At 61.8% G+C, this 25,431-nt stretch carries 23 protein-coding genes; 8 read left to right on the forward strand and 15 right to left on the reverse strand.

Features of this window, described 5'->3' with window-relative positions; all coding sequences use genetic code 11:
* Positions 1 to 47: 47 nt before the first annotated feature.
* Both CLV45_RS23030 and CLV45_RS23035 read right to left on the reverse strand, forming a co-directional pair.
* A complete protein-coding gene (locus CLV45_RS23030) occupies positions 48 to 1,589 on the reverse strand; it encodes a sensor histidine kinase (RefSeq protein ID WP_100338860.1) in 1,542 nt (513 codons plus the stop codon).
* A 30-nt stretch (positions 1,590 to 1,619) separates the two neighbouring features.
* On the reverse strand, positions 1,620 to 1,985 hold the full coding sequence (locus CLV45_RS23035; protein WP_100338861.1) for a CZB domain-containing protein: 366 nt from the start codon (positions 1,983 to 1,985) through the stop codon (positions 1,620 to 1,622).
* Positions 1,986 to 2,191: 206 nt separating this feature from the next.
* Here CLV45_RS23035 and gcvT point away from each other — a divergent pair, with 206 nt between their 5' ends.
* Complete coding sequence (gene gcvT, locus CLV45_RS23040; RefSeq protein ID WP_100338862.1) at positions 2,192 to 3,298, forward strand: glycine cleavage system aminomethyltransferase GcvT; 1,107 nt, start codon at positions 2,192 to 2,194, stop codon at positions 3,296 to 3,298.
* Between the two features lie 173 nt (positions 3,299 to 3,471).
* A complete protein-coding gene (locus CLV45_RS23045) occupies positions 3,472 to 4,188 on the forward strand; it encodes a 2-phosphosulfolactate phosphatase (RefSeq protein WP_100338863.1) in 717 nt (238 codons plus the stop codon).
* 281 nt (positions 4,189 to 4,469) lie between these two features.
* On the opposite strand, the gene CLV45_RS23050 is transcribed toward CLV45_RS23045, so the two are convergent.
* Both CLV45_RS23050 and dtd read right to left on the reverse strand, forming a co-directional pair.
* A complete protein-coding gene (locus CLV45_RS23050) occupies positions 4,470 to 4,796 on the reverse strand; it encodes a nucleotide pyrophosphohydrolase (RefSeq protein ID WP_100338864.1) in 327 nt (108 codons plus the stop codon).
* Between the two features lie 293 nt (positions 4,797 to 5,089).
* On the reverse strand, positions 5,090 to 5,539 hold the full coding sequence (gene dtd / locus CLV45_RS23055; protein WP_100339054.1) for a D-aminoacyl-tRNA deacylase: 450 nt from the start codon (positions 5,537 to 5,539) through the stop codon (positions 5,090 to 5,092).
* 88 nt (positions 5,540 to 5,627) lie between these two features.
* Here dtd and CLV45_RS23060 point away from each other — a divergent pair, with 88 nt between their 5' ends.
* A complete protein-coding gene (locus tag CLV45_RS23060; RefSeq protein WP_100338865.1) occupies positions 5,628 to 7,127 on the forward strand; it encodes a hypothetical protein in 1,500 nt (499 codons plus the stop codon).
* A 129-nt stretch (positions 7,128 to 7,256) separates the two neighbouring features.
* Here the strand turns inward: CLV45_RS23060 and mltG are convergent, their stop codons facing one another.
* The 3 genes from mltG to CLV45_RS23075 all read right to left on the reverse strand — a co-directional run bounded on the left by mltG (position 7,257) and on the right by CLV45_RS23075 (position 10,861).
* Positions 7,257 to 8,264 carry an endolytic transglycosylase MltG gene (gene mltG, locus CLV45_RS23065; protein WP_157807755.1) on the reverse strand — a complete coding sequence of 336 codons (1,008 nt, stop codon included), beginning with the start codon at positions 8,262 to 8,264 and terminating at the stop codon, positions 7,257 to 7,259.
* Between the two features lie 84 nt (positions 8,265 to 8,348).
* Entirely contained in the window at positions 8,349 to 9,119 is a 771-nt protein-coding gene (locus tag CLV45_RS23070) for a class I SAM-dependent methyltransferase (protein WP_100338867.1), read from the reverse strand.
* A 293-nt stretch (positions 9,120 to 9,412) separates the two neighbouring features.
* Complete coding sequence (locus CLV45_RS23075; protein WP_170061922.1) at positions 9,413 to 10,861, reverse strand: helix-turn-helix domain-containing protein; 1,449 nt, start codon at positions 10,859 to 10,861, stop codon at positions 9,413 to 9,415.
* A 242-nt stretch (positions 10,862 to 11,103) separates the two neighbouring features.
* Between CLV45_RS23075 and aceB the strand changes: the two genes are divergently transcribed.
* Complete coding sequence (gene aceB, locus CLV45_RS23080; protein ID WP_100338869.1) at positions 11,104 to 12,738, forward strand: malate synthase A; 1,635 nt, start codon at positions 11,104 to 11,106, stop codon at positions 12,736 to 12,738.
* 267 nt (positions 12,739 to 13,005) lie between these two features.
* Positions 13,006 to 14,292: an isocitrate lyase gene (aceA, locus tag CLV45_RS23085; RefSeq protein WP_100338870.1), complete on the forward strand. Its 1,287-nt coding sequence runs from the start codon at positions 13,006 to 13,008 to the stop codon at positions 14,290 to 14,292.
* A 326-nt stretch (positions 14,293 to 14,618) separates the two neighbouring features.
* On the opposite strand, the gene CLV45_RS23090 is transcribed toward aceA, so the two are convergent.
* The 3 genes from CLV45_RS23090 to CLV45_RS23100 all read right to left on the reverse strand — a co-directional run bounded on the left by CLV45_RS23090 (position 14,619) and on the right by CLV45_RS23100 (position 17,529).
* On the reverse strand, positions 14,619 to 15,797 hold the full coding sequence (locus CLV45_RS23090; protein ID WP_100338871.1) for a ribonuclease D: 1,179 nt from the start codon (positions 15,795 to 15,797) through the stop codon (positions 14,619 to 14,621).
* A 214-nt stretch (positions 15,798 to 16,011) separates the two neighbouring features.
* Positions 16,012 to 16,920: a prohibitin family protein gene (locus CLV45_RS23095; RefSeq protein ID WP_100338872.1), complete on the reverse strand. Its 909-nt coding sequence runs from the start codon at positions 16,918 to 16,920 to the stop codon at positions 16,012 to 16,014.
* Positions 16,921 to 17,046: 126 nt separating this feature from the next.
* Positions 17,047 to 17,529 carry a hypothetical protein gene (locus tag CLV45_RS23100; protein WP_100338873.1) on the reverse strand — a complete coding sequence of 161 codons (483 nt, stop codon included), beginning with the start codon at positions 17,527 to 17,529 and terminating at the stop codon, positions 17,047 to 17,049.
* A gap of 216 nt (positions 17,530 to 17,745) precedes the next feature.
* Here CLV45_RS23100 and CLV45_RS23105 point away from each other — a divergent pair, with 216 nt between their 5' ends.
* Positions 17,746 to 18,027, forward strand: a complete 282-nt coding sequence (locus CLV45_RS23105) for a hypothetical protein (RefSeq protein ID WP_157807756.1) — start codon at positions 17,746 to 17,748, stop codon at positions 18,025 to 18,027.
* A 341-nt stretch (positions 18,028 to 18,368) separates the two neighbouring features.
* On the opposite strand, the gene CLV45_RS23110 is transcribed toward CLV45_RS23105, so the two are convergent.
* Positions 18,369 to 18,803: a DUF2721 domain-containing protein gene (locus tag CLV45_RS23110; RefSeq protein ID WP_100338875.1), complete on the reverse strand. Its 435-nt coding sequence runs from the start codon at positions 18,801 to 18,803 to the stop codon at positions 18,369 to 18,371.
* A 148-nt stretch (positions 18,804 to 18,951) separates the two neighbouring features.
* On the opposite strand from CLV45_RS23110, the gene CLV45_RS23115 reads away from it, so the two are divergent.
* Positions 18,952 to 21,540, forward strand: coding sequence for a M14 family metallopeptidase (locus CLV45_RS23115; RefSeq protein WP_100338876.1), 2,589 nt, complete (start codon positions 18,952 to 18,954; stop codon positions 21,538 to 21,540).
* A 75-nt stretch (positions 21,541 to 21,615) separates the two neighbouring features.
* On the opposite strand, the gene CLV45_RS23120 is transcribed toward CLV45_RS23115, so the two are convergent.
* The 4 genes from CLV45_RS23120 to CLV45_RS23135 form a co-directional block, all read right to left on the reverse strand.
* Positions 21,616 to 21,933 carry a hypothetical protein gene (locus CLV45_RS23120; protein WP_100338877.1) on the reverse strand — a complete coding sequence of 106 codons (318 nt, stop codon included), beginning with the start codon at positions 21,931 to 21,933 and terminating at the stop codon, positions 21,616 to 21,618.
* Positions 21,934 to 22,044: 111 nt separating this feature from the next.
* The gene (locus CLV45_RS23125) at positions 22,045 to 22,275 is read right to left on the reverse strand and encodes a hypothetical protein (RefSeq protein ID WP_100338878.1); all 231 of its coding nucleotides are present in this window, start codon (positions 22,273 to 22,275) and stop codon (positions 22,045 to 22,047) included.
* Positions 22,276 to 22,356: 81 nt separating this feature from the next.
* Positions 22,357 to 23,592, reverse strand: coding sequence for an S-adenosylmethionine:tRNA ribosyltransferase-isomerase (locus CLV45_RS23130; protein ID WP_100338879.1), 1,236 nt, complete (start codon positions 23,590 to 23,592; stop codon positions 22,357 to 22,359).
* Positions 23,593 to 23,645: 53 nt separating this feature from the next.
* A complete protein-coding gene (locus tag CLV45_RS23135; protein ID WP_100338880.1) occupies positions 23,646 to 24,425 on the reverse strand; it encodes a class I SAM-dependent methyltransferase in 780 nt (259 codons plus the stop codon).
* Positions 24,426 to 24,763: 338 nt separating this feature from the next.
* Here CLV45_RS23135 and CLV45_RS23140 point away from each other — a divergent pair, with 338 nt between their 5' ends.
* Positions 24,764 to 25,249 (forward strand): hypothetical protein, encoded by a 486-nt coding sequence (locus CLV45_RS23140; RefSeq protein ID WP_100338881.1) that lies wholly within the window; start codon positions 24,764 to 24,766, stop codon positions 25,247 to 25,249.
* Positions 25,250 to 25,431: the final 182 nt, after the last annotated feature.

Consider the following 25,431-nt stretch of genomic DNA (forward strand, 5'->3'; position numbering starts at 1 on the left):
AAGGAAGTTCAGGTCAGAAACTACCTTCTATACGGAAGTTTTAATATTCAGACGGTTTTAGGTGCCGTTTGGGCGGACGCATTGCGGCGCTCAGCCTGCAGGGCGCGCTCCTTGGGCCAGGTAAAGGTGAAGGTAGCGCCCTGGCCTTCTGTGGATTCGACGTGGATGGTGCCGCCCTGACGCTCCACAATTTTCTTGACGATAGCCAGGCCCACGCCGGTGCTTTCCAGCGTGTCACGCTCCACCAGGGTCTGGAAAATGACGAAAATCCGCTCGTGATACTCCGGGTCGATGCCGGGGCCGTTGTCGGCGATGGAGAAGGTATACTGCTGACGGTCTTCGCGGCAGCCAATGCGTACTACACCCTGCTCGGGCCGGTCGTGGTATTTGAGGGCGTTGCTGATCAGGTTGGTAAATACTTGCTGGAGCTGTACCCGGTTCGACATTATCGTGGGCAGATACGTGGGCAGCTCTACCCGGAAGCCGGGCGGCGGGGCCAGGGAGTCCACGATTTCATTGAGCAGCTCCCGCACGTTGATGCGCTCATCGGCCTGCTTAGTGCGCCCGATGCGGGCCAAATCCAGGATGCCGCTAATCAGATTTTCCATGCGGTGCACCCGCGTCCGCATCAGTACCAGAAACTCCCGGATGTGGTCGGGCACATCCTGGCCCATGTCTTCCTCAATCCAGCGGGAGGCGCTTTCGATGCCCCGCAACGGCGCTTTCAGGTCATGCGACACGACGTAGGCAAACTGGTCGAGCTCCTGGTTGCGGCGCTCCAGCTGGTTGATGGTCGAGTCGATGGTGCGGGCCATGACGTTGAGCGAGTCGGCCAGCTCACTGAGCTCGTCCTGCTCCGGATCATGAATGCGGGTGTTGTAGTCGCCAGTGGCAATCTGGGTCGAGAGGCCCACCATCATTTCGATGCGGCGGGCAATGAGGCGGGTGATGTAAGATGCCCAGAGCAAGCCGATGCCGATGGCCAGCACCGTGACGATAATCGAAATCAGGCGGGTTTGGCGGATGCTGTCTTCCAGCTTTTGCCGCACCTTGTCGCGGTCGGCCAGCTCGGTGCGCTCGAAGCCGGCAAACAGCACCCGGATCTGGTCCATAATCTGCTTGCCGGTCAGGCTTTCGGCCAGGTTGCGGTGCACCATGCCCTGCATCCCGACCTGGTCGGGGTTGCGGCGGCGGGCTTCGCGCTTCTCACTAATCAACAGGTGGGAGTAGGCGGACCACTGGTGGTAGAGGCGCTGAATCCGGACGATGCGGGCATACTGCGGGTCGTCGGCAGCAATTTGGTTGCGCAAGGCCGAAAACTGCTGGAGCAGTTCCTGCTCACCCTGATAATAAGGCTGGAGCACGGCCTCGCTGCCAATGAGCATGTAGCCCCGGAAGCCGGATTCCATATCAATGATATTGCGGAACAGGGCCGAGGCTTCGGCTGTAATCAGCTGGGAGGACTGCACCCGCTCGGAGTTGCGCAGCACTTGGCGCGAGAGCTGGTAGTTGACGAACACGACCAGGGCAAACAAGGCCGAAATGACCAGGAAACCAGCAAAAAGTTTGGTGGAAAGCTTGAGCTTCATGCGGCGCCGCTACGGAAAGGACCGGGAGAGTTAGCGAGGCGTACGCAGCTTGCTCTGGATAGTTTGCAGCAGGTCCGTGATTCGGTCGGTGAGGGGCAGCAGGTCGGTGAGGCCTTCGCGGGCCTGCTCGGTAAAGCCCTGCAGGTACATATCCATGAGGGCATTGGCCTGCTGGTGCACCTGGCGGTGGGTCCGGTCGAGGGCGGCCCACTCGGGCACGGAGCCCCAGGCGCTGCGGCGGCGCTCGGCAATCCAGACGCCGAGGCTGCACTGGTCCGGGTCGCGGGCCGGACCTTCGGCCAGGGCGCTGCCGTAGAGGAAGGAGCGGAGCTTGGACTTGAACAGCACATGCTTGAGCATGGCCGTTTCAAAGTCCTGTTTGATATCTAAATTCATGGGAACTGCCCGGCGGGGGCATGCTACAAAAGAGGGGCAAAGGTAAGCAGCCCCGAAAAACCCAGCCCGGCCCCGGCGCCTGCATCGTACAAATCCGGCTGGAGTGGTTGATCTTGTACGGTCCGGCCGGTGGAATTGGCTAATTTCGCCCGGTCCTTTCTTCCCGGACCTGCGCAAAACCTCCCTTCTACCTCCCAACCCGCCCCATGGCCGAAGAACTCAAAACCGTTGTCCTCAATGACGTGCACCAGCAGCTGGGTGCCAAAATGGTCCCCTTTGCCGGGTACAACATGCCCGTGCGCTACTCCTCCGACCTGGAAGAGCACCGCACCGTGCGCCGCGCCGTGGGCATTTTCGACGTGTCGCACATGGGCGAGTTCCGGGTGCGCGGCCCCCAGGCCCTGGAGTTGATTCAGCGCGTGACCAGCAACGACGCCAGCAAGCTCACCGACGGCAAGGCCCAGTATTCCTGCCTGCCCAACCAGGACGGCGGCATCGTGGACGACCTGCTGGTGTATAAGCTGGCCGACGAAGACTACATGCTGGTGGTAAACGCCTCCAACATTGACAAGGACTGGAACTGGATCAGCCAGTTCAATACCGGCGGGGCCGAGCTGGAAAACATTTCGGACCAGACCAGCCTGTTTGCCGTGCAGGGTCCCAAAGCCGCCGACGCGCTGCAGAGCCTGACCGACGCTGACCTGAAGAGCATTCCGTACTACTCGTTTGTGCAGGGCACGTTTGCCGGGGCCCCGAACGTCATCATCTCGGCCACGGGCTACACCGGGGCCGGCGGCTTCGAGCTGTATATCCCGAATGAGCACGCCCAGCAGGTGTGGGACAAGATTATGGAGGCGGGTCAGCCCTTTGGCCTGAAACCCATCGGGCTGGGCGCGCGCGACACGCTGCGGCTGGAAATGGGCTTCTCGCTGTATGGCAACGACATTGACGACTCGACTTCCCCGCTGGAAGCCGGCCTAGGCTGGATTACCAAGTTTACCAAGGACTTTACCAACTCCGGCAACCTGAAGGCCCAGAAGGAGCAGGGCGTGAGCCGCAAGCTGGTGGCCTTCCTGATGGACGGGGCCGGGATTCCGCGCAGCCACTACGAGCTGGTGAACGAGGCCGGGGAGAAAATCGGGGAGGTGACTTCCGGTACCCAGTCGCCGTCGTTGAGCAAGGGCATCGGGCTGGGCTACGTGAAAACCGAGTTTAGCGCGCCCGGTAGTCAGATTTTCGTGCAGGTGCGGGGCAAGAACTTCCCTGCTACGGTGGTGAAACTGCCGTTTGTGAAAGGCACGGAAGAGGCGTAAGCGGCTGAACTTTTGCCTTTCTGTTAGTAGCGTCATGCTGAGCTTGCCGAAGCATCTCTCCCGCCAAAGTAACTTGATTACTATTGCGGGAGAGATGCTTCGGCAAGCTCAGCATGACGTTCTTGTTTCTTTTCGTTCTTTCTCCCTTCTGATTACTCAATACCTTTTTTCAAATGCCCTCAGTTGATATTTGCTTTAGTCCGGAGCTGTTGCCGTTGTACCGCTTGGAAGGGAAGGTGGCCGTGGTGGTGGATATTCTGCGGGCTACTTCCTCGATTGTGACGGCCCTGGCGGCGGGCGTGACGGATATTGTGCCCTGTAGCGAGCTGGACGAGTGCCGGGCGTGGGCGGCGGCAGGTTACCTGACGGCAGCGGAGCGCGACGGGCGGCAGGCCGAGGGCTTTGATCTGGGCAATTCCCCGTTTGGCTACCTCGATGGGGTGCTGCCGGTGCGGGGCCGGGGCGTGGCCATCACGACCACCAACGGAACCCGGGCGCTGCATCTTTCCCTGGCCGCTGATGCCGTGATAATAGGCGCTTTTCTGAATCTGGCGGCCGTGGCCGAATTTGTGCGGGCCCAGAACAAGGATGTGGTGGTGGTGTGCGCCGGCTGGAAGGGGATGTTCAACCTCGAAGACACCGTGTTTGGCGGGGCCCTGGCCGAGCGGCTGGCCGCTGATTTCGACACGGCGAGCAGCGACGCAACGCTGGCGGCCCTGCATCTGTGGCAGCAGGCCAAGCCCGATCTGGCGGATTACCTGCTGGCATCGGCGCACGTGCGGCGGCTCAACTCGTTGGAGGCCAACCAGGATTTTGAGTACTGCGTGCAGCTCGATACCCATTCGGTGCTGCCCATCTGGCGGGAGGGGCGACTGGTGGTCAATGCTTAGCCTTATGCGCCACAGAAACAACACAGGGCGTCCGGAAGTAGCTTCCGGACGCCCTGTTGGCTTATCGAACACCTGAAGTACGGCGTCGAAGGTTATAAGTGCGGTGTCGAACGCCTCAAGTGCGGCGTCGAACGCTCAAAGCATGGTGTCGAACGGCCCCGAAGCGGTGACGAACGGTCCTGAAGCGTTGTCGAACGGTCCCGAAGCGGTGACGAACACTCGAAGTACGGTGTCGAACGACCTTGAACCGGTGTCGATTGCTAGTAAGGAGCGCGGAGGAGCTAGCGGAGCTTCTCGTTTTGCTGGTGACGGGTGGCGTCGCGCTGGGTTTTCTTTTCCAGGTTGCGCTGCAAGGCTTCCGTGAGGTTGACGCCGGTTTGGTTGGCCAAACAGATGACGACAAAGAGCACGTCAGCCAGCTCGTCGGCCAGCACTTTGTCTTTGTCGGAATCCTTGAAGGACTGCTCTCCGTACTGGCGGGCAATGATGCGGGCGACTTCCCCGACTTCCTCGGTGAGCATGGCCATGTTGGTCAGCTCATTGAAATACCGCACCCCGGTGGTCTGAATCCAGGTATCAACGGTTTGTTGGGCTTCTTCGATGGACATACGGTGAAGTGGTGAAGTGGTGAAATTGTGAAATTGTGAAATTGTGAAATGGTGAGTTGTTGTTCGGCTGGCGCGAATGGTGCGTCATTGCGAAGCGCAGCCGTGGCAATCCGTCCTCTGCGAAGGTAGTCACGTTCTTTTACCATGAAGCCCCTTACTACACGCGGGAGTAAGGGGCTTTTCAGTTTGGAAGGCTCGGTACATTTCAGGGGACGGATTGCTTCGCGTTGCTCGCAATGACACGCGTGTCGGGCAGCCAGAACGACAACTCGCCATTTCACAATTTCACCACTTCACCGCTCCGGGGAGTCCAGGACGATGGTGACGGGGCCGTCGTTTAGAAGCTCCACTTTCATGTCGGCGCCGAATTCGCCGGTGGGGACGGGTTGACCCAGGAGCTGCTCGAGCATGCGGACGAACTGCTCGTAGAGGGGAATGGCGACGGGGGGCGGGGCGGCGCCGGTGTAGCTGGGGCGGTTGCCTTTGCGGGCGTCGGCCAGGAGGGTGAATTGGCTCACGACCAGCACCTGGCCGCCAATGTCCTGGACGCTGCGGTTCATCTTGCCGTCCTCGTCGCCGAAAATGCGCATTTGCACCAGCTTGCGGGCAATCCAGTCGAGGGATTGGGTGGTGTCGTCGGGGGCAAAGCCGGCCAGCACCAGCAGGCCGGGGCCAATCTGGCCGGTAATGCGGCCTTCGACGGTGACGCTGGCCTGGCTGACGCGTTGAATGACTACTCGCATGGGACGGAGGGAGGAAGGGGGCGGAAAAGCTGAATGTTGGAGCGGGTTGTCGTACTTCGCGAAGCCAACCGGCACCCGCACCTGCTGCATGACGGCCACGAAGAACGATAATCTGTCCCTAAAAAATGCCCTGCCCGTGCTGCTGGCCCTGCTGGTGGTGGCCGCCGTGCGCCTCTACGGCCTGGGCCAGGCCGCCCTGCCCGACTACGACTCGGTGCGCAACTGGCAGATTGTGCAGGAAATAGCCCACGGCAATCTGCGCAACCTGTTTCACCACGGCAGTCCGGGCTTCTCGGTGCTCTACGTGCCGGTGGCCTGGGTGACGACCAACTTCCACGTCTTTCAGCACCTCAATGCCTTGCTGGCCGTGGCGGCGGTGGGGGCGTTGGCGTGGTTTGTGGCCGACATAGCCCGGCTGAAGCCCTGGGAAACGGCCCTGCTCACGCTCTTTATCGGCACCTCGGTGTTTCTGACCTTTTCGGGCCGCGACTTTACCATGGGCTCGGCTTCCCTGCTGGTGTTTGCCGGGCTGCTGCGGGCGTACTACCGGCGGCTGGAAACACCCACGGACCAGCACTTGCGGCGGGCCGCGCTGTGGTTGGCCCTGGGGCTGAGCATCAACTACAAGTTTATCCTGACCCTGCCGATTCTGGCGGTTTTTGAGCTGTTGCAGCGGGACGGACTGCTCGGGCAGCGGCGCAACTGGCTGCGGGTGGTGGGTATTCTGGCCGCGCCGTTCGTGGTGTTCGGCCTGCTTGGGGTGCTGGCCGGGCTGCCCTGGTACCGGTGGCCGGCGGTGTACTACAACGTGCTGTTTCCGGGGGCGGCCAACGCGGCCGGGCGGCAGGGCAGCGTGCAGCTCGATTTGGCGTATTACCCGTGGTTTCTGCTGCAGTATGAGTCGTCGGGAGTCGTGCTGATGTGGTTGATAGCCCTGCCGTTGGTGTGGAAACAAGAGCTGTTCCACGAGTTGCGGCGCATTAATCTGGTGCGCTACCTGGCCGTGTGGGCTTACGCCTATCTGGCGGGCATGTCGCTGCTGCTGAAGGCGCCCCGGGGGCTGCTGCTGGCGTATGGACTGTTCTACACGCTGACCTTTCTGAGTGTGCGGCGCGATGTAAAAGGCTGGCTTTTGGCGGCCTTGCTGCTGGTTGCCTGCGCCTTTAACCTAAACAAGATTGAGCGGGAAGTATATGCCTACACACCGAGCAGCTACCCGCAGGTGGCGCAGTGGCTACGGCAACACCACACTACGAAGGTGGTCAGTACGGTGGGCCTGGGCCTGGCCCCGTTCGGGGTCGATTCGGTGGTGGCCATTACGTCCGAAAAGCAGCTGGCGCAGTTCCGGCAGCGCGGTTATCAGTACGTGCTGCTGGACGACTACTACGTGGTGACCAACGTGCAGCAGTTCGACTCGCTGCGGCGGCAGCAACCGGTGGCGGAGTGGCCGGAGCCGATGCTGGGCGCGCCGCTGCTGTTCTTGGAACACTCGGAATACACGGGGCTGAGCATGAAGGAAACGATAAAGCTCCAGCACAGGGTCAAGCGGAGCGGCGGGGCGCATCTGCGGCTCTACCGGCTCCGGTAGGGGCGCAAGTCTGGAAACCAGACGTGGCGGCGCTGACCTCCGGTTGTAGTTCGCGTGGTTGAACGGTAACCGTTGCAGAGGTGCGGGGCACGCGAACTACAAAGTTCGCGCTACTGCGCTACGGGCTTTTTAGCGCAGAATCTTCAGGCTGTCGAGGGTGTGCTGGTACTTGCGGGCGTTGCGCTTGTGGTCGGCGTAGGTTGCGGCGAAGTCGGAGAAGCCGCTGTGGTCGGGTCGGGCGCAGAAGAAGTAGTACTGGTGGGCCGTGGGCTTGAGCACGGCGTTCAGGGTGCTACGGTTGGCCGAGGTGATGGGGCCGGGCGGCAGGCCTTTGTGCTTATAGGTGTTGTAGGGCGAGTCCACGAGCTTGTCCTTGTTGAGCACCCGCTTCACCCCGAAGTTGCCGATGGCCCAGAGCAGGGTGGGGTCGGCCTGCAGGCGCATGCCGTGCTTGAGGCGGTTGAGGTAGACGCCGGCAATGATGGGCTTGTCGGTGGGCTCGGAGGTTTCGCGCTGCACGATGCTGGCCAGTACGTGCACCTGGGTGGGTGTGAGGCCCAGCGAATCGGCCCGCTGCCGGCGCTGGGGCGTCCAGAACCGACCGTGCACGGCCGCGGCCGAGTCCAGAAACTGAGCGGCCGAGGTGTTCCACTCAAACTTGTAGGGCCCGGGCAGGAACATGGTCAGGATGGTGGTCGTGTCGAGGTGGTAGCGGCGCAGCAGCAGGCCGTTGTCGTTGAGCAAGCGGCGCAGCTGGCCGGAGTCGGCTTCGAGCTGCCGGGCTACCTGGCGCACGAGCTGGGGCTTGTACTTAAAGGCGTCGAGGGTGAAGGCTACCGTGTCCTGGGGTCCCTGACTGAGTTTGTCAAGCAAAGCGGAATTGCCCAAATCCGGCGTGAGCAGGTAGCGGCCGGGGCGCACATGGGCGGGGTAGTCGCGCCACTGGGCTACTTGCCGGAAGCTTTCCGGGTCGCGCAGCAGCTCGTGCTTCTCCAACGAATCCAGTACGGCCTGGTAGGAAGCCCCGGTGCGGATGTAGAGGTAGGCCGGGCCAAAGGCCGACGGGGCCACGTTGGGCTTCCACAGCAGCTGCCAGGCCTTAAAGCCCCCGAAGCCACCGGCCAGCAGCAGCAGCAAAAGCAAAATTCGCCCGACCCGCCACCAGAGCGGAGTAGACGCAGAAGAAGATTGTTGACTCAAAACGCTGAAATACGGCTTGTTTTAGGGCTTAACGGCCTTGGCCACCACCCGTTGCCAGACAAAGGTAAAGTCTGCGCCCGGAAGCTCCCGAATCTGAAACTGCTGCCGGGCCTGGGCCGAAGCGTTTTGGAACTCTTGGCGGACCACTTCGGCTGTTTCCCCGGTGCAGCCGGCTTTGGTCAGCCAGTCGTTGAGCTGCATGGCTCCGTCGGGGGCGGCTTCTGCCACCGTTTCCACTTGCAGGCCGGCCTCTTCAATGGCGGCGCGCCACTCCCGGGGCTCCAGGTTGCGGGCGTGCGACGGGTCCCGGAGCTTTTCCACGTAATTCTGCCACTCGTTGAGCTCCGGCTGATTGTCGGGCACGCAGGTATCGGCCAGCAGAAACCGGCCACCGGGCTGCAGCACCCGCCGCACTTCGGCCAGAAACTGCGGCACCGAGTCGAAATGGTGGGGCGCCACCCGGCAGGTTACGATGCTGAACGAGGCGTCCGGGAACGGCAGTGCTTCGGCCGGGCCTTCCTGCCAGGTTACGTTAGATATTCCCTGTTCCTGCTGCCGCTTGCGGGCTTCGGCCAGCATCCCCGTCGATACATCCAGGCCCACTACTGCGTGCACGTGCGGGGCAAAAGCCAGGGCCGTGAAACCGGTGCCCGTGGCTACGTCCAGCACCGTATCGGTGGGTTGGGCCTGGGCGTGCTCCAGCAGCCACCGCAGCAACTCTTCACTCCAGGTGTTCCACTGGGTGTTGTAGTGCGCGGCCTGGCGGTCAAACTGTTCTTTGGCAGAAGACATAGTTAGTTGTTGGTTGGTAGTTGTCAGTTGTTAGGTAGAACGTCCTGTCGAGCACCGCGAGACATCTCTCGTGCAATGGTAGCTGTCATGCTTGATCTGGCGTCCGCTTGTCGAAGCATCTCTACCGCAACAGTAAATGATTTTATGTTAGCAAGAGAGACGCTTCGACAAGCGGACGCCAGATCAAGCACGACATAGTAAATAGTTCTGCAACGTCAGCCCGCGGGATGTCTCGCGCAGCTCGACAGGACGTTCTACCTGACAACTGACAACTGATAACCAACAACTAAAACCTACCCCCCATTGACCAGCGTAGCAATGGCGGCTTCGATTTCCTGGGTGCGCTGCTTCCGCTCGATTTCGATGGGGGCGGCGGCCCGCACTTCGCAGTCGTAGATGGCGCACCGCTCACAGGTTTCGTTCACGATGCGCACCGGAATGGCCGGGTCGTCGAGGAAGCTGACTTTCTGCTTGAGGTTGTCGTCGCAGAGCAGGCCCACGGTGACGCTCACGGCGGGCTCGTCGGGGGCGCCGGCCCGGGCCAGGGTCAGGCAGAGGTACTCGTCGTCGGTGCCGAAATAGTGGGAGCGTTGGGCCGAAATGGCGGTATTGGGCGTACCCGAAAGCGGCTCCTGGCGCAGCTCCGAAATCAGGCGCAACGACACCCAGCGGCGGCAGTAGTGCTCATGCAGCTCGTTGCCGTGGGGGTTGTGCAGGCGGGAGAGGTGCAGCTCCTTGGTCAGCAAGAAGCCCGCTTTGGCATTGGCCTGGTCGAAGCGCAGAAAGAACAGGCTCTGCAGGCCGAAGTGCCGGGGCAGCAGATTGGTGATGCGCTGCATGAACATCTCCGGCGACACGTCATACTTGGTTATCAGGTCCAGAAAGGCCGACGGGTCCCACTTTTTGCCGGCAAACAGCTTTTGAAAGTCCCGGGTCAGGTTTTCCTCTTCCATGAGCAGGGCCCCGGCAAAGTAGGACGCCTTGAAGTTGTTGAGCACCTCGTCGAAGCTGCGCACCGGGAAGGAGGCATTCACGTAGGGCCGCTCCCGCAGATTCAGGTAGTTGAAGGCCAATTCCCGGCCCAGCACGAAGGCCTCCTGGGCCCGCGTCAGGCCGGGGCGCAGCAGCAGGCGCTTGGTTTTGGGCTGAAATACCGACCGGAGCCGGCCCAGGCTGGCGTATTCACCCAGCTTGGTGCGGTCCACGGTGTAGCCGTATTTCTCGGTCAGGACCCGCTCCAGCTGCCGGGTGGCGAAGGGTGCGGCCACCATCAGCTTTTCCTGGCCAATGAAGGTCCGCACGTCCTGCTCCAGCTCCTCGAAGTAGTTGTCGTGCATCTCCTGGTAGGAGCGCAGGGCCGCCAGAAAGAAGTGCTCCTGCCGCATTTCGTAGTTGCGGGCAATTTCGAACAGCGTCCCGATGAAGGCGTTCATCTTGGCCGGGGCGTCCGAAATCAGCTCCACGATGCGCACCGGGTCCAGTCCGAACATTTCCAGGGGAAACTCCTTGAGCAAATCCGACTGCAGCAGCTCGGAAATGGGCTCCAGCTTGCGGCTCAGGGTCAGAGAGGTCAGCTGGTCGTAGCTTACTTCCAGCACTTTGCTGAGGCTCAGTATTTTATCGGCTTTGGGATACTTCTTGCCCTTCTCTATTTCATTCAGGTACGACACCGACACGTCGCAGGCTCGGGCTAGCTCGGCGGGAGTAAAGCCGCGTTCCTGCCGCAGCTCGCGCAGTTTCAAACCGAAAATTAACCGGACAACCTGACCGTGACTGAGCATAGTGGGAATACAGAAGCAGGCTCCTCGTTGCACAAGCCGGCAACGGGAAACGACTACGGAGAAAAGATATTGGGCTAAAAGCCTGGCAAAAATACGTAAAAACCAACTTTTATAAATTTTAGCGAATATTCGCTTGACTTATAAAATTCGCTGACGTATGTTTGGTTATATTCTTTCCCGCTTCTCTCCAAAACCCTAAGCCTATGTCACCTTTCGCTGAGCCCCAAACCCTGGTTTCTCCCCCCGCCTACCTCACGCCCGAACGGGTGAAAGTGGTGGGTGCCTATTCACCCGAGTTTGCCGAAATCCTGACGCCCTCGGCCCTGGCTTTCGTGGCCGAGCTGCACCGCCGCTTCGACCGGACCCGCCGGGAGCTGCTCCTGCGCCGCGAAACCCGGCAGCGCGACTTCGAGGCCGGCATCCTGCCCGACTTTCTGCCCGAAACCCAAATGATTCGGGACAAGCCCTGGACCGTGGCGCCCGTACCCGCCGACTTGCAGGACCGCCGGGTGGAAATCACCGGGCCCGTGGAGCGCAAGATGATTATCAATGCCCTGAACTCGGGGGCCAAGGTGTTCATGGCCGATTTGGAAGACTCTAACTCCCCGACTTGGAGTAACGTCATCGAGGGGCAGCGCAACCTGCGCGACGCCGTGCGCCGGACCATTTCGCTCAGCACCCCGACCAAGGAGTACAAGCTCAACGAGCAAACCGCCACGCTGGTCGTGCGGCCCCGGGGCTGGCACCTGGTGGAGAAGCACGTACTAGTGGACGGGGAGCCTATCAGCGCGTCCATGTTTGACTTCGGGCTGTACTTTTTCCACAACGCCCACGAGCTGTGCAGCCGCGGCAGCGCTCCGTATTACTACCTGCCCAAAATTGAAAGTCACCTCGAAGCCCGGCTCTGGAACGATATCTTTGGCTTTGCGCAATGGTCGTTGAAAATGCCCAAGTGCACCATCAAGGCCACGGTGCTGATTGAAACCCTGCCGGCGGCCTTCGAGCTCAACGAAATCCTGTATGAGCTGCGGGAGCACAGTGCGGGCCTGAATTGCGGGCGCTGGGACTATATTTTCTCCTACATCAAGCGCCTGGGGCTGAAGCCCGAATTCCGGTTGCCCGACCGTGCCCAGGTCACGATGACGGTGCCGTTTATGGCCGCTTATTCCCAGCTCGTCATCCAGACCTGCCACCGCCGCGGGGTGCACGCCATCGGGGGTATGGCCGCCCAGATTCCGATTAAGAACGACCCCGAAGCCAACGAGGCAGCTCTTGAGAAAGTCCGGCTCGATAAGGTGCGTGAGGCCCGGAACGGCCACGACGGCACCTGGGTGGCTCATCCCGGCCTGGTACCGGTGGCCTTGGCCGTGTTCGACGAGCTGATGCCCCAGCCTAACCAGATTGACAACAAGCGCGAGGATGTGAAAGTAACCGCCGCCGACCTGGTGCAAGCACCCCAGGGCACGATTACCGAGGACGGGCTGAAGCTCAACATCGATGTGGCCATTCAGTACATCGAGGCCTGGCTGGGCGGCAACGGCTGCGTGCCGATTTATAATCTGATGGAAGACGCGGCTACGGCCGAAATTAGTCGGGCCCAGGTGTGGCAGTGGCTGCACACGCCGGGTACCACATTGGCCGACGGCCGCGAAATTACCGTGGAGCTGTACCGGTCGTACGTGCCCCAGCAGCTGGAGAAAATCCGGGCTCTGGTAGGGGAGCAGCGCTACTCCGGCGGCCAGTATCTGCAAGCCGCCCGGTTGTTCGACAGCTTGGTGACCAGTGAGAAGTTCGTCGAGTTTTTGACCGTGCCGGCCTACGAGCAGCTGCCGGGCTAAGGAGTCAGCATGACAATGCCATTGCAACGTCAGCCCGCGAAATGCTTCGCGCTGCTCGACGTGACGGGCTAGGATAACAACTAAACAACGCCGAACCACCCCGCCCTTCGGGCACCCCTCCTTTCAACAAGGAGGGGAATGGCAGCTCCATTCTTTTCCTGTTCCCTTTCAAAAAGCGGCTTTTCAGCCTGCCGGGCCCCGCTTTGCCTTGTCCTCCGGCTTCTCAGTTCCTTTTCACCTCTTCCTTTCACTTCAATCTACTCTCCCATGAACAAGCAAGAACGTATTGCCGCCATTAAGCACGACTGGGCCACGAATCCGCGCTGGAAAGGCGTGGAGCGGCCCTATTCGGCCGAGGACGTGGTGAAGCTGCAGAACTCCCTCCGCATTGAGTACTCCCTGGCCCGGCAGGGCGCCGAGCGGCTCTGGAACCTGCTGCATTCGGAGCAGTATGTGGCGGGCCTCGGGGCTTTGACCGGTAACCAGGCCGTGCAGGAAGTGCAGGCCGGCCTGAACGCCATTTACCTCAGCGGCTGGCAGGTGGCCGCCGATGCCAACGGCGCCGGGCAGATGTACCCCGACCAGAGCCTCTACCCCGTGGACAGCGTGCCGAGCGTGGTGCGGCGCATTAACAACGCCCTGCTGCGCGCCGACCAGATTCAGAACCTGAGTGGGGAAGGCCACGTGCACTGGCTGGTACCCATCGTGGCCGATGCCGAGGCCGGTTTCGGGGGCAACCTCAACGCGTTTGAGCTGATGAAGATGATGATTGAGGCCGGGGCCGCCGGGGTGCACTTCGAGGACCAATTGTCGTCGGCCAAGAAGTGCGGCCATTTGGGCGGCAAGGTGCTGGTGCCCACCCAGGAGGCCATCAACAAGCTGGTAGCCGCCCGCCTGGCCGCCGACGTGCTCAGCGTGCCCACGCTGGTAGTGGCCCGCACCGACGCCGATGCTGCCGACCTGATTACCTCCGACGTGGACGAGCGGGACCTGCCCTTCGTGCTCAGTGACGAGGAGCGGACCAGTGAGGGTTTTTACCGCGTCCGGCCCGGGGTGGAGGCCTGCATTGCCCGCGGCCTGGCCTACGCGCCCTACGCCGACTTGCTGTGGATGGAGACGTCCCACCCCGATTTGGAGCAGGCCCGCGCCTTTGCTGAAGGCATTCACGCGCAATATCCCGGCAAGCTGCTGGCCTACAACTGTTCCCCGTCCTTCAACTGGGCCTCGAAGCTGAGCGTGGAGCAGATGGAAACCTTCCGCGAGGAGCTGGCGGCCCTGGGCTTCAAGTTCCAGTTTATCACCCTGGCCGGCTTCCACGCCCTCAACACCAGCATGTTTGAGCTGGCCCGGGCCTACCGGGAGCGGGGCATGGCCGGCTACTCGGAGCTGCAGGAACGGGAGTTTGCCCTCCAGCAGCACGGCTTCAAGGCCGTCAAGCACCAGTCGTTCGTGGGCACCGGCTACTTCGACGCCGTGCAGAGCGTCGTGTCCTCGGGCAAAGCCAGTACCGCAGCGCTGGTGGGCTCCACGGAGGAAGCCCAGTTTAGCCACTAGCTACCTCCTCGGGTAGCCTTTCCAAGGGACCCGTTGAATTAGCTGAAAGGCCCCGTCGTTTTTGTAATCGACCAGTTGATTTCAAAGAAACAACGGCCCGTTCTGCCCAGGCTGCCAAGTGCTCCTTCGGCCGACATCAGTATGTCACTGACGTGACATACTGATGTCATCGAGGTGACATAGGCATGTCACTGACGTGACATGCCTATGTCACATTTCAACCGGCGGCTCCTAGGACAACTTACTATAGGCCATAACACAGCAAAGGCCACCCAGGGCGGGTGGCCTTTGCTGTTGAAGCTGGGGAAGATGGCCGAAGCCAGCGCTTACGCGAAGGGTTGGGCTATCTGCTCGTAGTCCAGGCCGTGGCGCTGGCAGGCGTCCTGCAGAATGGTCTTCTGCCAGGGACGCAACACCTGGTCGGCACCCAGCTCGATGATGTCGGCCACGAGGCGGTTGGAGAGCACCAGATTGGCCACGTAGCCGTTGATATCGGTTGTAATCAGGCCCTTGAGCTGGGTCAGGAGCTGCTCGCGGGCGTCGGCTTTGGCGGCTTTGTCGCCGGTGAGGCGGCGGCGGAAGGGGAAGCGGCGCTGCTCACCAGTCTGGGCCGGTTCGGGTATGGGCACGAAGTTGTCGGGCGAGAGGGCCGCCAGCTGCTCCAGGTAGGGGGCGCGCTTAAGCTCGGGGTGCAGGCCGCGGGTGTTCTTCCAGTCGTTGGCGTCGCGCGGGGTGGCGCGCACCAGCTCCGAGAGCCGGTCGTTGGCAAAGACCATGTAGGGCGGCTTGTCGAGCTGCCGGGCCACCTGGTCGCGCAGCATATACAGGTCGCGGAACAGGGGCAGCTCGGCGGGCTGAATCCGGTATTTGCCCGCAATGCGCAGGTAGGGCCGGTCGTCGCGGGTGTAGCGTACTTCTTCCAGGGCGGCATTTTCCTGCTCGGCCCACTCGGTGCGGCCCAGCTCGGCGAGCTTGGCCTGGAGGCGGTCGGCCAGCTCAAAAAGGTAGAGCACGTCGTTGGCGGCATACACTTTCTGGGCCTCGGTGAGGGGGCGCTTCAGCCAGTTCGACTTCTGCTCGCCCTTGTCTACTTCCAGCCCCAGCTCGGCCTGAATCAGGCGGCCCAGGGAAATGTTATTGTCCGACTCGCCCAGCAGGGTATACTGCACGCTGGTGTCGAGAATGTTGCGCACGTGCACCCCGTAGAGCTCATCGAGGAGCAGGATGTCGGACTTGCAGCTGTGGAACACCTTTTCCACGGCCGGGTCGCGCAGCAGGGCCCAGATGGGTTCCAGGTCTTGGGCCGGGTTGGTCAGCGGAATGGGGTCGAGCAGATACACTACCTGCCCGTCAAAGATCTGAATCAGCGCCAGGTTGCGGCCGTAGCGGTGACGCATGTCGTCGAATTCCAGATCTACCGCCAGGCGTTTGGCAGCTTGCAGAGCATCAGCAGCCTGCTGCATCTCGGCAGCAGTAGTCAGGTAGTGAATTGTAGGTGTAGACATTCAGGCAAATAGAAAGGCAGCCAAATAGCCGCTGGATGATGGCATAAGCCATTTTGGTAAAGGTAGGCAGCCCGGGCAAGCAAAACCAATCGGGCACCGATTCACGCTGCCGGGAGCGGCGGGGGCACGTAGGCCGGCCGCCGCTTAGGCTCCGCAAAGTAGAAAAAAAGGCTCTTACCGTGCCGCATGGCCCTTCCGCATCGGCTGGGCCGGCTTACTTATCCGAAATCATGACCTGCGGGGCCGTCCGGCCGGCGCCCATGATGATGACCTTGCTGTTGGGCGAGGTGGCAATTTCGCGGTTGGCCTTGATGCCTTCGTACTGCAGGAGCTTGTCGCTGAGCTCGGCGTTGATGATTTTCTGGTAGTCGGCAATGCCCTGGGCCTCTACACGCTTCCGCTCGGCTTCCTGCCGCTCCTTCTGGAGCACAAACTGCATTTTCTGGGCGTCCTGCTCGGCCGAAATCTTGCTCTCGATGCTGCGCTTGACCGAGGCCGGGAGCTGAATGTTGCGGATCAGGAGCTGCTCCAGCTGCAGGCCGCGCTTCTTGAAGTCCTGCTCGATGGTGGCGAAGATGCGGTTCTGGAACTCGTCCCGCTTGGTTGAGTACAGGGCCACGGCGTCGTAGTACACGGCGTTGTCGCGGATGCGGGTGCGGGTAACGGGCCGTACAATGGCATCCTGGTAGTTTTCGCCAATGGTGGCCAGCACCTGGGGCGTACGTTCGGGCACCACGCGGTAGAGTACCGTCAGGTCGATAACCACTTCCAGGCCGTCGGCCGACAAGACCCGGATGGCGTCATCGCCGGCGCGCTGGCCTTCGCTGTGGTCAGCCGACATGGTGTAGTTCTGGGTGCGGGTGTCGAAGCGGGTGATGTCCACGAAGGGGTTCACCACGTTCAGGCCGCTGGTCAGCACCCGGGGCTGAATCTGGCCAAACAACGCCTGCACGCCTACCTGCCCCGGCTCAATCTGGACCACCGTGCTCAGGGCCAAGCCCAGAATGGTGAGCAGCAGGCCGCCGAAGATCAGGCCGCCGCGCACCCGCAGCAGCCGCTCGGAAACCCGGGCCGCATTGAAACCCAGCAGGAGCAGCAACACTCCCAGAAAAACGAACGTCATGACGCGAAAAGTAGGGTGGAAGCAGCCGCGTGGCCCCCTGGCCCGCCGGCTCCCGTTGGCGCTGGCACCAAGCTCAACGGAAAGCCCCGAAAAGGTAAGCCTTTACCCGGCATTCCGCGCTACGGGCTAGGCTTCGTCCTCGTCGTCCTCGTCGTGGTGGCTGAAATCCAGCTCCCGGGCCACGTGCAGCGCTTCCTGAATGACTTCCTCCATCAGGGCCTTGGTGTCGGCGTCGAGGGTGCGCTCGAAGAGGCCCAGCAGCAGCTCCCCGTCGTCATTCACGTAGAGGTTGGTGTAGAGCTTCTCGAACAGCTTGGCGTCCTTGGTGATGGTGGCGTCGATTTCCTGGACCGAGCGGGCTTTCAGGGCCCGGTGCAGCACGTCCATCACCTTGCGGCTTTCCTCATGGTCGCCCAGGTCGGCCAGCAGCTTGAGGATACTCATGGCCACGGCCAGGCGCACCCGCTCGAAGCGGAAGGCCAGGTCGGCCTTGCCGGCCTGCTCGAAGGTTTTATAGGCCGAAAGGTCGGCGGCCGACAGGTACTGGGCGGCTTCGGCCTCGGTGCGGAAGGCTTCGCGCAGGAGCTGTTCGTAGGCAGTGGTGCTCATTAGGCAAGGAAACGTAGTGGGCCGCACCCGACTAACGGGAGAGGTGCAGCCAAATTAAACGGCGGGAATTAGCGGCCACCCGCAACCCGAAGGCCCAAAGGTACGATTGCAGAAGAAGCTTCGCGGCGTGGGGCCCGGCCCACCGCCAACTTTACGGCTCGCCGCGTGGTTAGCCCCTACCAATTCTTCTGTATCACCTACAAACTCTTCGCACCGATGACGCACAAAACGAAATGGCTGGTTTTTGCTCCCTCCGGACTAATGGTAATTGGCTTTGGCGCCTGCCTGATTCAGTGGGCCACGGCCCTCAAGCAGGAAGGCCAGCCCGCGGCTAAGTGGGTGGGGGCCGGTACGCTGGCCCTGGGCGTGTTTAATGCCGGCATCAGCCTCTTTGGCCGGGGCGTAGCGGAAAGTGTGCTCTACCAGATCCGCGAGAAGGACGCGGCCCCGACGGAAGGCAAGCAGGCCGGGGCCGAAGCTGCCTCGGGTCCAGCTTAAGGCCACCTGCTATAGACCCAAAGCCCGGCCGTAGTGCCCGAAGCAGTGAAAATAGCTACCGGATGCCTCTTCGGTCGTTACGGCTAACGTTTCGGGCGCTACGGATGAGGCTTCGGGCACTACGGCCGGGGCTTCGGTTGCTGCGGCTGAAGCTTCGGGTAGTACGGTTGGTTCTTCGGTTGCTACTGGCGCCGCTTCGGGTGGTACGGATAGCGCTTCGGTCGTTCTTTCCGGTGCCTTGGAGGCGGGTTTGGTGGCACTATGGTGAGCCAAGCGCTGCTCGCCGCCGTCGCTCGGCTATGCCGAGCGACGGCGGCGGTGGTTAGGCGACGGCGGCGCGGCTAGTGGTGCTTGGCGTGGGCCTGGTGGGCGAGGCGCTCCTCCTCGTTTTCCTCCAGGTCGTTGAGCTCAATCTGGAGGGCTACCACCGAAATCTGGATTTCGTAGAGCGACATGCCCAGCGACACGAGCAAGGCCAGCAGGCTGCCGCCAAACACCACGGCCCCGGCCGCGTTGAGGCCCGCGTAAATCAGGAACATGGCCAGCACGCAGCCCAGCATGGAGCCCGTGCCCACGGCCTGCATGTTGCGCACCATCTCCACCCGGCGGCGCAGGTTGTGAATCTGCTGCATCAGGTGGGGGCTGTGGGTGGTCTTGTACTGGGTTTTGAGCGTGCGCACAATGTTGACCAGGGCCAGAAAGCGGTTGGTGTAGGCCAGCAGCAGCAGCGAGAGGGCCGGAAACAGCAGGGCCGGAGTGGTCAGGGTAATTTCCATAGGCGGGGAGGCGGGCAAGAATAGATGTTCCGGCTGGCGGCGGGCCAATATCTTTGCCGAAACCGGGCGGGCTAAAGTAGCCGCAGAATCAATAGGTTTGACCTGCCCACCCGATTTTCCCGCCGTTTCTTCTCCTTGCTTGCCACTCATGCCTTATTCTAACGTGCCGGCTCTGGTTCGAGCCTTGTTGTTGCTTCCGCTCGTGTTGCTGGCCGGCCGGGTATCGGCCCAGGCGCCAGTTGCGGGCGGCCGGCTCACGCCTGCCCAGTTTCTGGGCTATCCGCTGGGCAGCCGCTTCACGCCCCACGCCCAACTGCTGAACTACGTGCAGCAGCTGGCCCAGAACTCCGGCGGCCGGCTGCGGGTGCAGCCCTACGGCAGCACCTACGAAGGCCGGCCCCTGGAAGTGGTGCAGGTGGGCACACCCGAAAACCTGGCTCGAATGGAGGAAATCCGGCGCAACAACCTGCGCCGGGCCGGCCTCGAAACCGGGGCGGTGCAGAAGCAGATGCCGGCCGTGGTCTGGCTTAGCTACAACATTCATGGCAACGAGGCCGTGTCGTCGGAGGCCGTTATGGAGGTGCTCTACGATTTGGCCAACCCCCAGAACGCCCAGGCCCAGCAGTGGCTGCAGAACGTGGTGGTGCTCGTGGACCCCTGCGTGAACCCCGACGGGCACGAGCGGTACGTGCAGTGGTACAACCGGGCCCGCAACCAGCAGCCCAACGCCTCGCCTTACGCCTGGGAGCACCACGAGCCCTGGCCCGGGGGGCGCTACAATCACTATTTCTTCGATTTGAACCGCGACTGGGCCTGGCAAACCCAGCAGGAAAGCCGGCAGCGGGTGGCCCTCTACAACCAGTGGCTGCCCCAGGTCCACGCCGACTTCCACGAAATGAGCATCGACGACCCGTACTACTTCTCGCCGGCCGCCAAGCCTTTCCACGAGGATATTACCCCCTGGCAGCGCACCTTCCAGAACGTCATCGGCGACTACAACCGCAAGGTGTTCGACCAGAACAACTGGCTGTACTTCACCCGCGAAACCTACGACCTGTTTTATCCCAGCTACGGCGACACTTACCCCAGCTTCAACGGGGCCATCGGCATGACTTACGAGCAGGGTGGCTCGGGCCGGGCCGGGGTGCGCGTAGCCAAGGCCGACGGCGACACGCTCACGCTCAGCCAGCGCATTGCCCACCACCACGCCGCCAGCCTGGCCACCATTCAGGCCGCCTCCGACCGGCAGCCCGAGCTGGTGCGGGAGTTTGAGAAGTACTACACCACGGCCCGGACCCAGCCCAAAGGCCCCTACAAGACCTTCGTGCTCAGCGGCAGCGCGGACCCGGGCCAGTTGCGGGCCTTTACCCAGTACCTCGACCGGCAGCAGATTCAGTACGGCTACGCGGGCCGTAAGCTCAGCACCCGGGCCTTCAGCTACGCCACCGGCAAAACCGAAAACGTGCAGATTCAGCCCCAGGACGTGGTGGTGAGCATGTACCAGCCCAAATCGACGCTGGTCAAAGTGCTCTTTGAGCCCCGCCCGGCCCTGGAAGACTCCCTCACCTACGACATTACCGCCTGGGCCTTGCCCTACGCCTTCGGGCTGAATGCCTACGCCCTGAACCAAAAGCTGGAAGGCCGGAGCATGAAAGACTTCCCCGGCGGGAAAGGCGCAGTAAGTAGTAGCGTCACGGGCAGCGCGGCGGCAGTGGAGCAGCCCTACGCCTACGTGGCCCGCTGGAGCAGCCTGCAGGACCTGCGGTTTCTGAGCCGCCTGCTCCAGCAGCGCGTGAAGGTGCGGGTGGCCCAGCGGGCTTTCGAAGCCGAGGGCCAGAAGTACCAGCCCGGCACCCTGATTCTGACCCGCACCGGCAACGAGGCCCTGGGCGCGCGTTTCGACCAGCTCGTGCGGGCCCAGGCCGACTCGGCCGGCGTGCAGGTGCAGGCCGTGCGCTCGGGCTTTTCCACCACCGGCGCCGACCTGGGCTCGGGCTACGTGCGCTACGTGAGCCGGCCCACCGTGGCGGTAGTGGCCGGGGAAGGCGTGTCGGCTACGGCGTTTGGGGAAGTCTGGCACTTCTTCGAGCAGCAGCTGGGCTACCCCGTCACGGTGCTGGGCACCGACTACCTGCGCACGGTACCCCTGCAGAAGTTCGACGTGCTCATCCTGCCCGACGGTGACTATTCGGGTATTTATCCGGAGAAAAGCCTGGAGGCCCTGAAAGCCTGGGTGCGGGGCGGCGGCAAGCTCATTGCCATGGAAGGCGCGGCGGCGTTTCTGGCCAACAAGAAGGACTTCCTGCTCAAAACCAAAGCTGCCGACAGCACCGCCAAAGCCCGCAACCCCTACCAGCAGCTGCGGCGCTACGCCGAGGCCGAGCGGCAGCAGATCGGGGAGCGGGTGCAGGGCAGCATCTACCGCGTGCAGCTCGATAATACTCACCCGCTGGCCTTCGGCTACGGCAGCACCTACTTTGCCCTCGTGCGCGACACACTCAACTACCGCTTCCTGGAAACCGGGGGCTGGAACGTGGGCGTCCTCAAGCGCGACAACTACGCCGCCGGCTTCACCGGCCGCAGTGCCCGCCGCAAGCTCGCCGACACCTTCGTGCTGGGCACCCAGGAGTTGGGGCGCGGCCAGGTGGTGTACCTCGCCGACAACCCCCTGTTCCGCGGGTTCTGGCAGGGCGGTAAGCTGCTCTTCGGCAATGCCTTGTTCTTCGTGGGGCAATAAAACCGACTCCTATCTACCACCAAAAAGCCCTGGCCAATTGCTTGACCAGGGCTTTTTTGCCGGAAGCGCAGTATACTAATCTACTACGTCCTCAGCTTTGTTCTTTACGGCCGAAGCGCCTTTTTTCACGGCGTGGCCGGTTTTCTGGGCGCCTTTCTTCACGACGTGGCCGGTTTTTTTACCAGCGTACTTGGCGTCTTCCTTGGTGTTGTAGGCAGCCTGGCCGGCCTTGGTGCGGCCCGAGCGGCTTTCCACTTTCACCGTGCCGTTGTCCCGCACTTCGGCGGTGGTTTTGGCGCCGGTAGCGTTGTCGCGAACTACAGCCTTATTGTCCTGCGCGTGGGCAGCAACCGAAAATGCTACCATAGCGAGCAGCAGAGTTATCTTTTTCATGGTCGAGAGTCGTTAGAAATAGGGGAATTCTAGGTCCTTATACGCGCCCCGCAGAATAGGTTGTACCAAGCCCGGGTGTGGGCTGGCAAATGCGCGGCACTAGCCTACGGTTCAGTTCTCTTTTGCCGTTTCGGTATGCGTGGTCGTGGTTTTAGTCGTAGGAGTGGCTTTTTTGACCGTAGTCGTAGTCACCCCCGATTTGGCCGGGCCGCTGTGGTGCCCGGTGGCCTTTTTCGTCGTGGCCACGTTGGCGGTAGTTTTGGTTTCGGTCTTGGTGCCGTTTTGGGCGAAGGCGGGGGCGCCGAAGGCCACGGCTGCGAGCAGTAGGCTGAGCTTTTTCATCAGGCAAAAAGGAGTGAGGGTGAATAATGAGAGAATATTCACCCCGTGCTATGAAGAAGCCGTGAAGGAATGGCTGAGCTTTTAGGGCAGCAGCAGGGAACTGTCGCCGTAGCTCAAAAACCGGTACTCGTGGGCCAGGGCGTGCTCGTACACCCGGCGCCAGTCGGGCCCGATAAGGGCGGCTACCAGCAGCAGCAGGGTGCTTTCGGGCTGGTGGAAGTTGGTGACCAGGCCCCGTATAATTCGAAAGGTGTAGCCGGGCGCAATCAGCAGCTGCGTCGTGGCCTGAATGGTGTCGGAGCCGGTGCGGACCAGGTAGTCCAGCAAGGCTTGCAGGGCCGCAGCCAACGTCACTTCGGCCCCTTCCTCGTAGGGTTGCCACTGCGTGACGTGAAAAACGGGCTCCTTTGCGCTGTCGGGCTCCCGCACCAGTCGGGTGCCCAGCCAATAGAGGCTTTCCAGGGTGCGCAGGCTGGTGGTGCCCACGGCAATAATGGGCCGGGGCGCGTGGCTGAGCAGCTGGCGCAGCAGGGCCGCATTTACCGAAATCGGCTCGGCGTGCATGGGGTGGCCTTCCATCTGGGCGGCTTTCACCGGCTGAAACGTGCCCGCACCCACGTGCAGGGTTAGCTCGGCGGTGGCAATGCCGCGGGCTTTCAGGTCGGCAAAAACGGCGTCGGAGAAGTGCAGGCCGGCTGTAGGCGCCGCTACGGCGCCTTCGTGGGCGGCGTACACGGTCTGGTAGCGCACGGCGTCCACGTCGGTATCTTCCCGGTTCAGGTAGGGCGGCAGGGGCAAGTGGCCGGCCGCCCGCAGGATTTCAGCAAACGGCACCTCAGCCGGCTGCCAGCTGAATTGAATCAGGGAATAGCCCTCGGCTGCTTCCAGCCGCTCGGCCTTCAGCACCGCGGGCGTATCCTGCAAGGAAAAAGCCACCTCCACCGGGCCGGTTTTCCAGCGCTTGCCATTCCCAACCAGGCATTTCCAGACGCAGCTGCCGGTTTGCTGCATGGCCAGCTCCACCGAGCGGTGGGGCGCCACGGGCTCCAGGCAAAACAGCTCTACCACTCCGCCCGTGGGTTTCTGGCAAAAGAGCCGGGCCCGCACCACTTTCGTGTTGTTGAACACCAGCAGAGCGTCGGCGGGCAGCTCGGCGGGCAGGTCCGTGAAGCGCTTATCGGCTATAGCCCCGGCGCGGTACACCAATAGCTGCGACTGGTCGCGGTGGGGCAGGGGCTCGGGGGCAATACGGGCGGCGGGCAGCTCGTAGGTGTAATCGAAAATGGAAAGCAGGCGCGGGTCGGGAGTGGCAGACATAGCCGCAAAGGTAGGACCGGGCGCCGGCTTAGCCAGTAGGTTGCCGCAAGCAGCTACTTCGGCCGCCGGAAAAACATCAGGTGCTGCTGGGGCAGGGTTTCGATGCTTTCCACGAACTCCAGGCCCACGGCCTTCATTTCTTTGCGGGCCTGCTCCACGCTCATCTTATGAATCCGCTTGATAGGCACCTTGGCATCCTCGGCCCGGTACTCGGCCAGGGCCACCCGGCCGTTGGGCTTCAGCGCCGCCTTGATGGCGCGCATCATTTCCCGGGGGTGGTCAAACTCGTGGTAGGCATCCACAATCAGGGCCAGGTCTACGCTGTTAGCGGGCAGGTTGGGGTTTTGCACCGTGCCCAGCACCGGCTCCACGTTGGGGGCGTTGTTGCGCTCCTTGTTGTCCTGTAGGTAGGTTATCATCTCGGGCTGAATATCCACGGCCAAAACCTTGCCCTGGGGCACCAGGGGGCTCATCCGAAACGAGAAGTAACCCGTGCCCGCACCGATATCGGCTACCACGTCGGTAGGTTTCAGGCGCAGGGCTTTGAGGAGCACGTCGGTTCCTTCCTCCTGCTGCCGGCCCGAGCGTTCCAGCCAGTCGGCGCCCTCGTGGCCCATTACGTGGGCAATCTGCCGGCCCAGATAGTAGCGGCTGATGCCGTTGGGGTCGGCCGGCGGGCGGATTTCGTAGCCGGTCGTGTCGGGCACGGCCGACTGCCGCCGCTGCTCAGCGGCCGTGGCGGCCGTGCTTTCGCTCAGCGGTTGGGTGCAGCTTTGAAACAGGACGGTACTCAGAGCCCAGGAGCCCCAAAAGAAAACGGAAGGGATGGTCATACGCACAGGTGCAAATAAACTGTGTTCGGGCAAACATCCATGCGGGGGGAAGGGTTCGATCGGGCCGTAGCCGTTGAGCTGATAAGAAATATGAGATATGTTTTATATTATTAAAAGCCGTCTTGCTGAAGCAGTTGGCCGCAGGAAAGAGGATGAAATTCAGTTTTAAGATGACAAAGTTGGCTCACTATTTATATTTTGGCCCGTAGAAAGCCTGTTTTGAACTCTTCACCCAATTTCCTAACCACATGAAACACGTATCCGGACTCCTACACAAGCTGACCGCTTTCGCGGCTGTTGTCGTTGCGCTCAGCAGCTGTAATCGGGCTGAATATGCCATGCTACCCAAGACTTCCTCTTACCACGGCGCTGCCAACCGGGCCGTGAGCGTGAAGCCCGAATCGGTGGTGGCTACTCCTGCTCCGGCAGCCACTGCGCCGGCCGAAGAAGCTGCCCCAGTTACCCAGCCCGCTACGGTAGCCGTAGCGCCGGCGGTAGTTGCCCCAGTAAGCAAGCCCGTGGCAGCCGTGCAACCCGCTGCTCCAGCCAAAGCCCAGGCCGGCCGGAAATTGAACCTGGTAGAGCGGACGCTGGTAGCGAAAGTAACCAAACAGGCCAACAAGCTGGCCAGCAAGACGCAGGTGCGGAAGCACAGCGAGACGGCCAGCGTCAACAAGCTCAGCGGTAACCTGCGCACGGGCATCATCCTGCTGCTGATTGGTGTGCTGCTGGGTATTTTCGGTGGCATCATCGGCTTGCTAGGCGCTATAATTGCCCTGATTGGCGTAGTGCTCATCATCCTGGGCCTGCTCGACGAGATATAGGCTTCCGGTGCTTTGAAAGCCCTAAAAAAGCCCTGCTGGTAATTACCGGCAGGGCTTTTTTAGGGCTTTCTGTTCTACCCGGCTGCTTTGTTGAGACCAGGCAAGAGGTTATGACTCACGGCGGCAAGGTTCGAAACCTATTATTAACTATGTTCGGGTACCGGACTAGCTTTTCTCAACTG

Origin of the sequence: Hymenobacter chitinivorans DSM 11115 (assembly GCF_002797555.1) — a bacterium.
GTDB lineage: Bacteria > Bacteroidota > Bacteroidia > Cytophagales > Hymenobacteraceae > Hymenobacter > Hymenobacter chitinivorans.

What these genes read in the sequence shown, in the direction of transcription:
- dtd (WP_100339054.1), bottom strand. Translation starts at nt 5,539, where the DNA reads ATGCGAGTAGTCATTCAACGCGTCAGCCAGGCCAGCGTCACCGTCGAA.
- CLV45_RS23050 (WP_100338864.1), bottom strand. Translation starts at nt 4,796, where the DNA reads ATGTCCATCGAAGAAGCCCAACAAACCGTTGATACCTGGATTCAGACC.
- aceA (WP_100338870.1), top strand. Translation starts at nt 13,006, where the DNA reads ATGAACAAGCAAGAACGTATTGCCGCCATTAAGCACGACTGGGCCACG.
- CLV45_RS23120 (WP_100338877.1), bottom strand. Translation starts at nt 21,933, where the DNA reads ATGAAAAAGATAACTCTGCTGCTCGCTATGGTAGCATTTTCGGTTGCT.
- CLV45_RS23045 (WP_100338863.1), top strand. Translation starts at nt 3,472, where the DNA reads ATGCCCTCAGTTGATATTTGCTTTAGTCCGGAGCTGTTGCCGTTGTAC.
- CLV45_RS23115 (WP_100338876.1), top strand. Translation starts at nt 18,952, where the DNA reads ATGCCTTATTCTAACGTGCCGGCTCTGGTTCGAGCCTTGTTGTTGCTT.
- CLV45_RS23035 (WP_100338861.1), bottom strand. Translation starts at nt 1,985, where the DNA reads ATGAATTTAGATATCAAACAGGACTTTGAAACGGCCATGCTCAAGCAT.
- CLV45_RS23105 (WP_157807756.1), top strand. Translation starts at nt 17,746, where the DNA reads ATGACGCACAAAACGAAATGGCTGGTTTTTGCTCCCTCCGGACTAATG.
- CLV45_RS23030 (WP_100338860.1), bottom strand. Translation starts at nt 1,589, where the DNA reads ATGAAGCTCAAGCTTTCCACCAAACTTTTTGCTGGTTTCCTGGTCATT.
- CLV45_RS23130 (WP_100338879.1), bottom strand. Translation starts at nt 23,592, where the DNA reads ATGTCTGCCACTCCCGACCCGCGCCTGCTTTCCATTTTCGATTACACC.
- CLV45_RS23140 (WP_100338881.1), top strand. Translation starts at nt 24,764, where the DNA reads ATGCTACCCAAGACTTCCTCTTACCACGGCGCTGCCAACCGGGCCGTG.
- CLV45_RS23125 (WP_100338878.1), bottom strand. Translation starts at nt 22,275, where the DNA reads ATGAAAAAGCTCAGCCTACTGCTCGCAGCCGTGGCCTTCGGCGCCCCC.
- CLV45_RS23100 (WP_100338873.1), bottom strand. Translation starts at nt 17,529, where the DNA reads ATGAGCACCACTGCCTACGAACAGCTCCTGCGCGAAGCCTTCCGCACC.
- CLV45_RS23095 (WP_100338872.1), bottom strand. Translation starts at nt 16,920, where the DNA reads ATGACGTTCGTTTTTCTGGGAGTGTTGCTGCTCCTGCTGGGTTTCAAT.
- CLV45_RS23060 (WP_100338865.1), top strand. Translation starts at nt 5,628, where the DNA reads ATGACGGCCACGAAGAACGATAATCTGTCCCTAAAAAATGCCCTGCCC.
- CLV45_RS23070 (WP_100338867.1), bottom strand. Translation starts at nt 9,119, where the DNA reads ATGTCTTCTGCCAAAGAACAGTTTGACCGCCAGGCCGCGCACTACAAC.
- CLV45_RS23090 (WP_100338871.1), bottom strand. Translation starts at nt 15,797, where the DNA reads ATGTCTACACCTACAATTCACTACCTGACTACTGCTGCCGAGATGCAG.
- aceB (WP_100338869.1), top strand. Translation starts at nt 11,104, where the DNA reads ATGTCACCTTTCGCTGAGCCCCAAACCCTGGTTTCTCCCCCCGCCTAC.
- gcvT (WP_100338862.1), top strand. Translation starts at nt 2,192, where the DNA reads ATGGCCGAAGAACTCAAAACCGTTGTCCTCAATGACGTGCACCAGCAG.
- CLV45_RS23110 (WP_100338875.1), bottom strand. Translation starts at nt 18,803, where the DNA reads ATGGAAATTACCCTGACCACTCCGGCCCTGCTGTTTCCGGCCCTCTCG.
- CLV45_RS23135 (WP_100338880.1), bottom strand. Translation starts at nt 24,425, where the DNA reads ATGACCATCCCTTCCGTTTTCTTTTGGGGCTCCTGGGCTCTGAGTACC.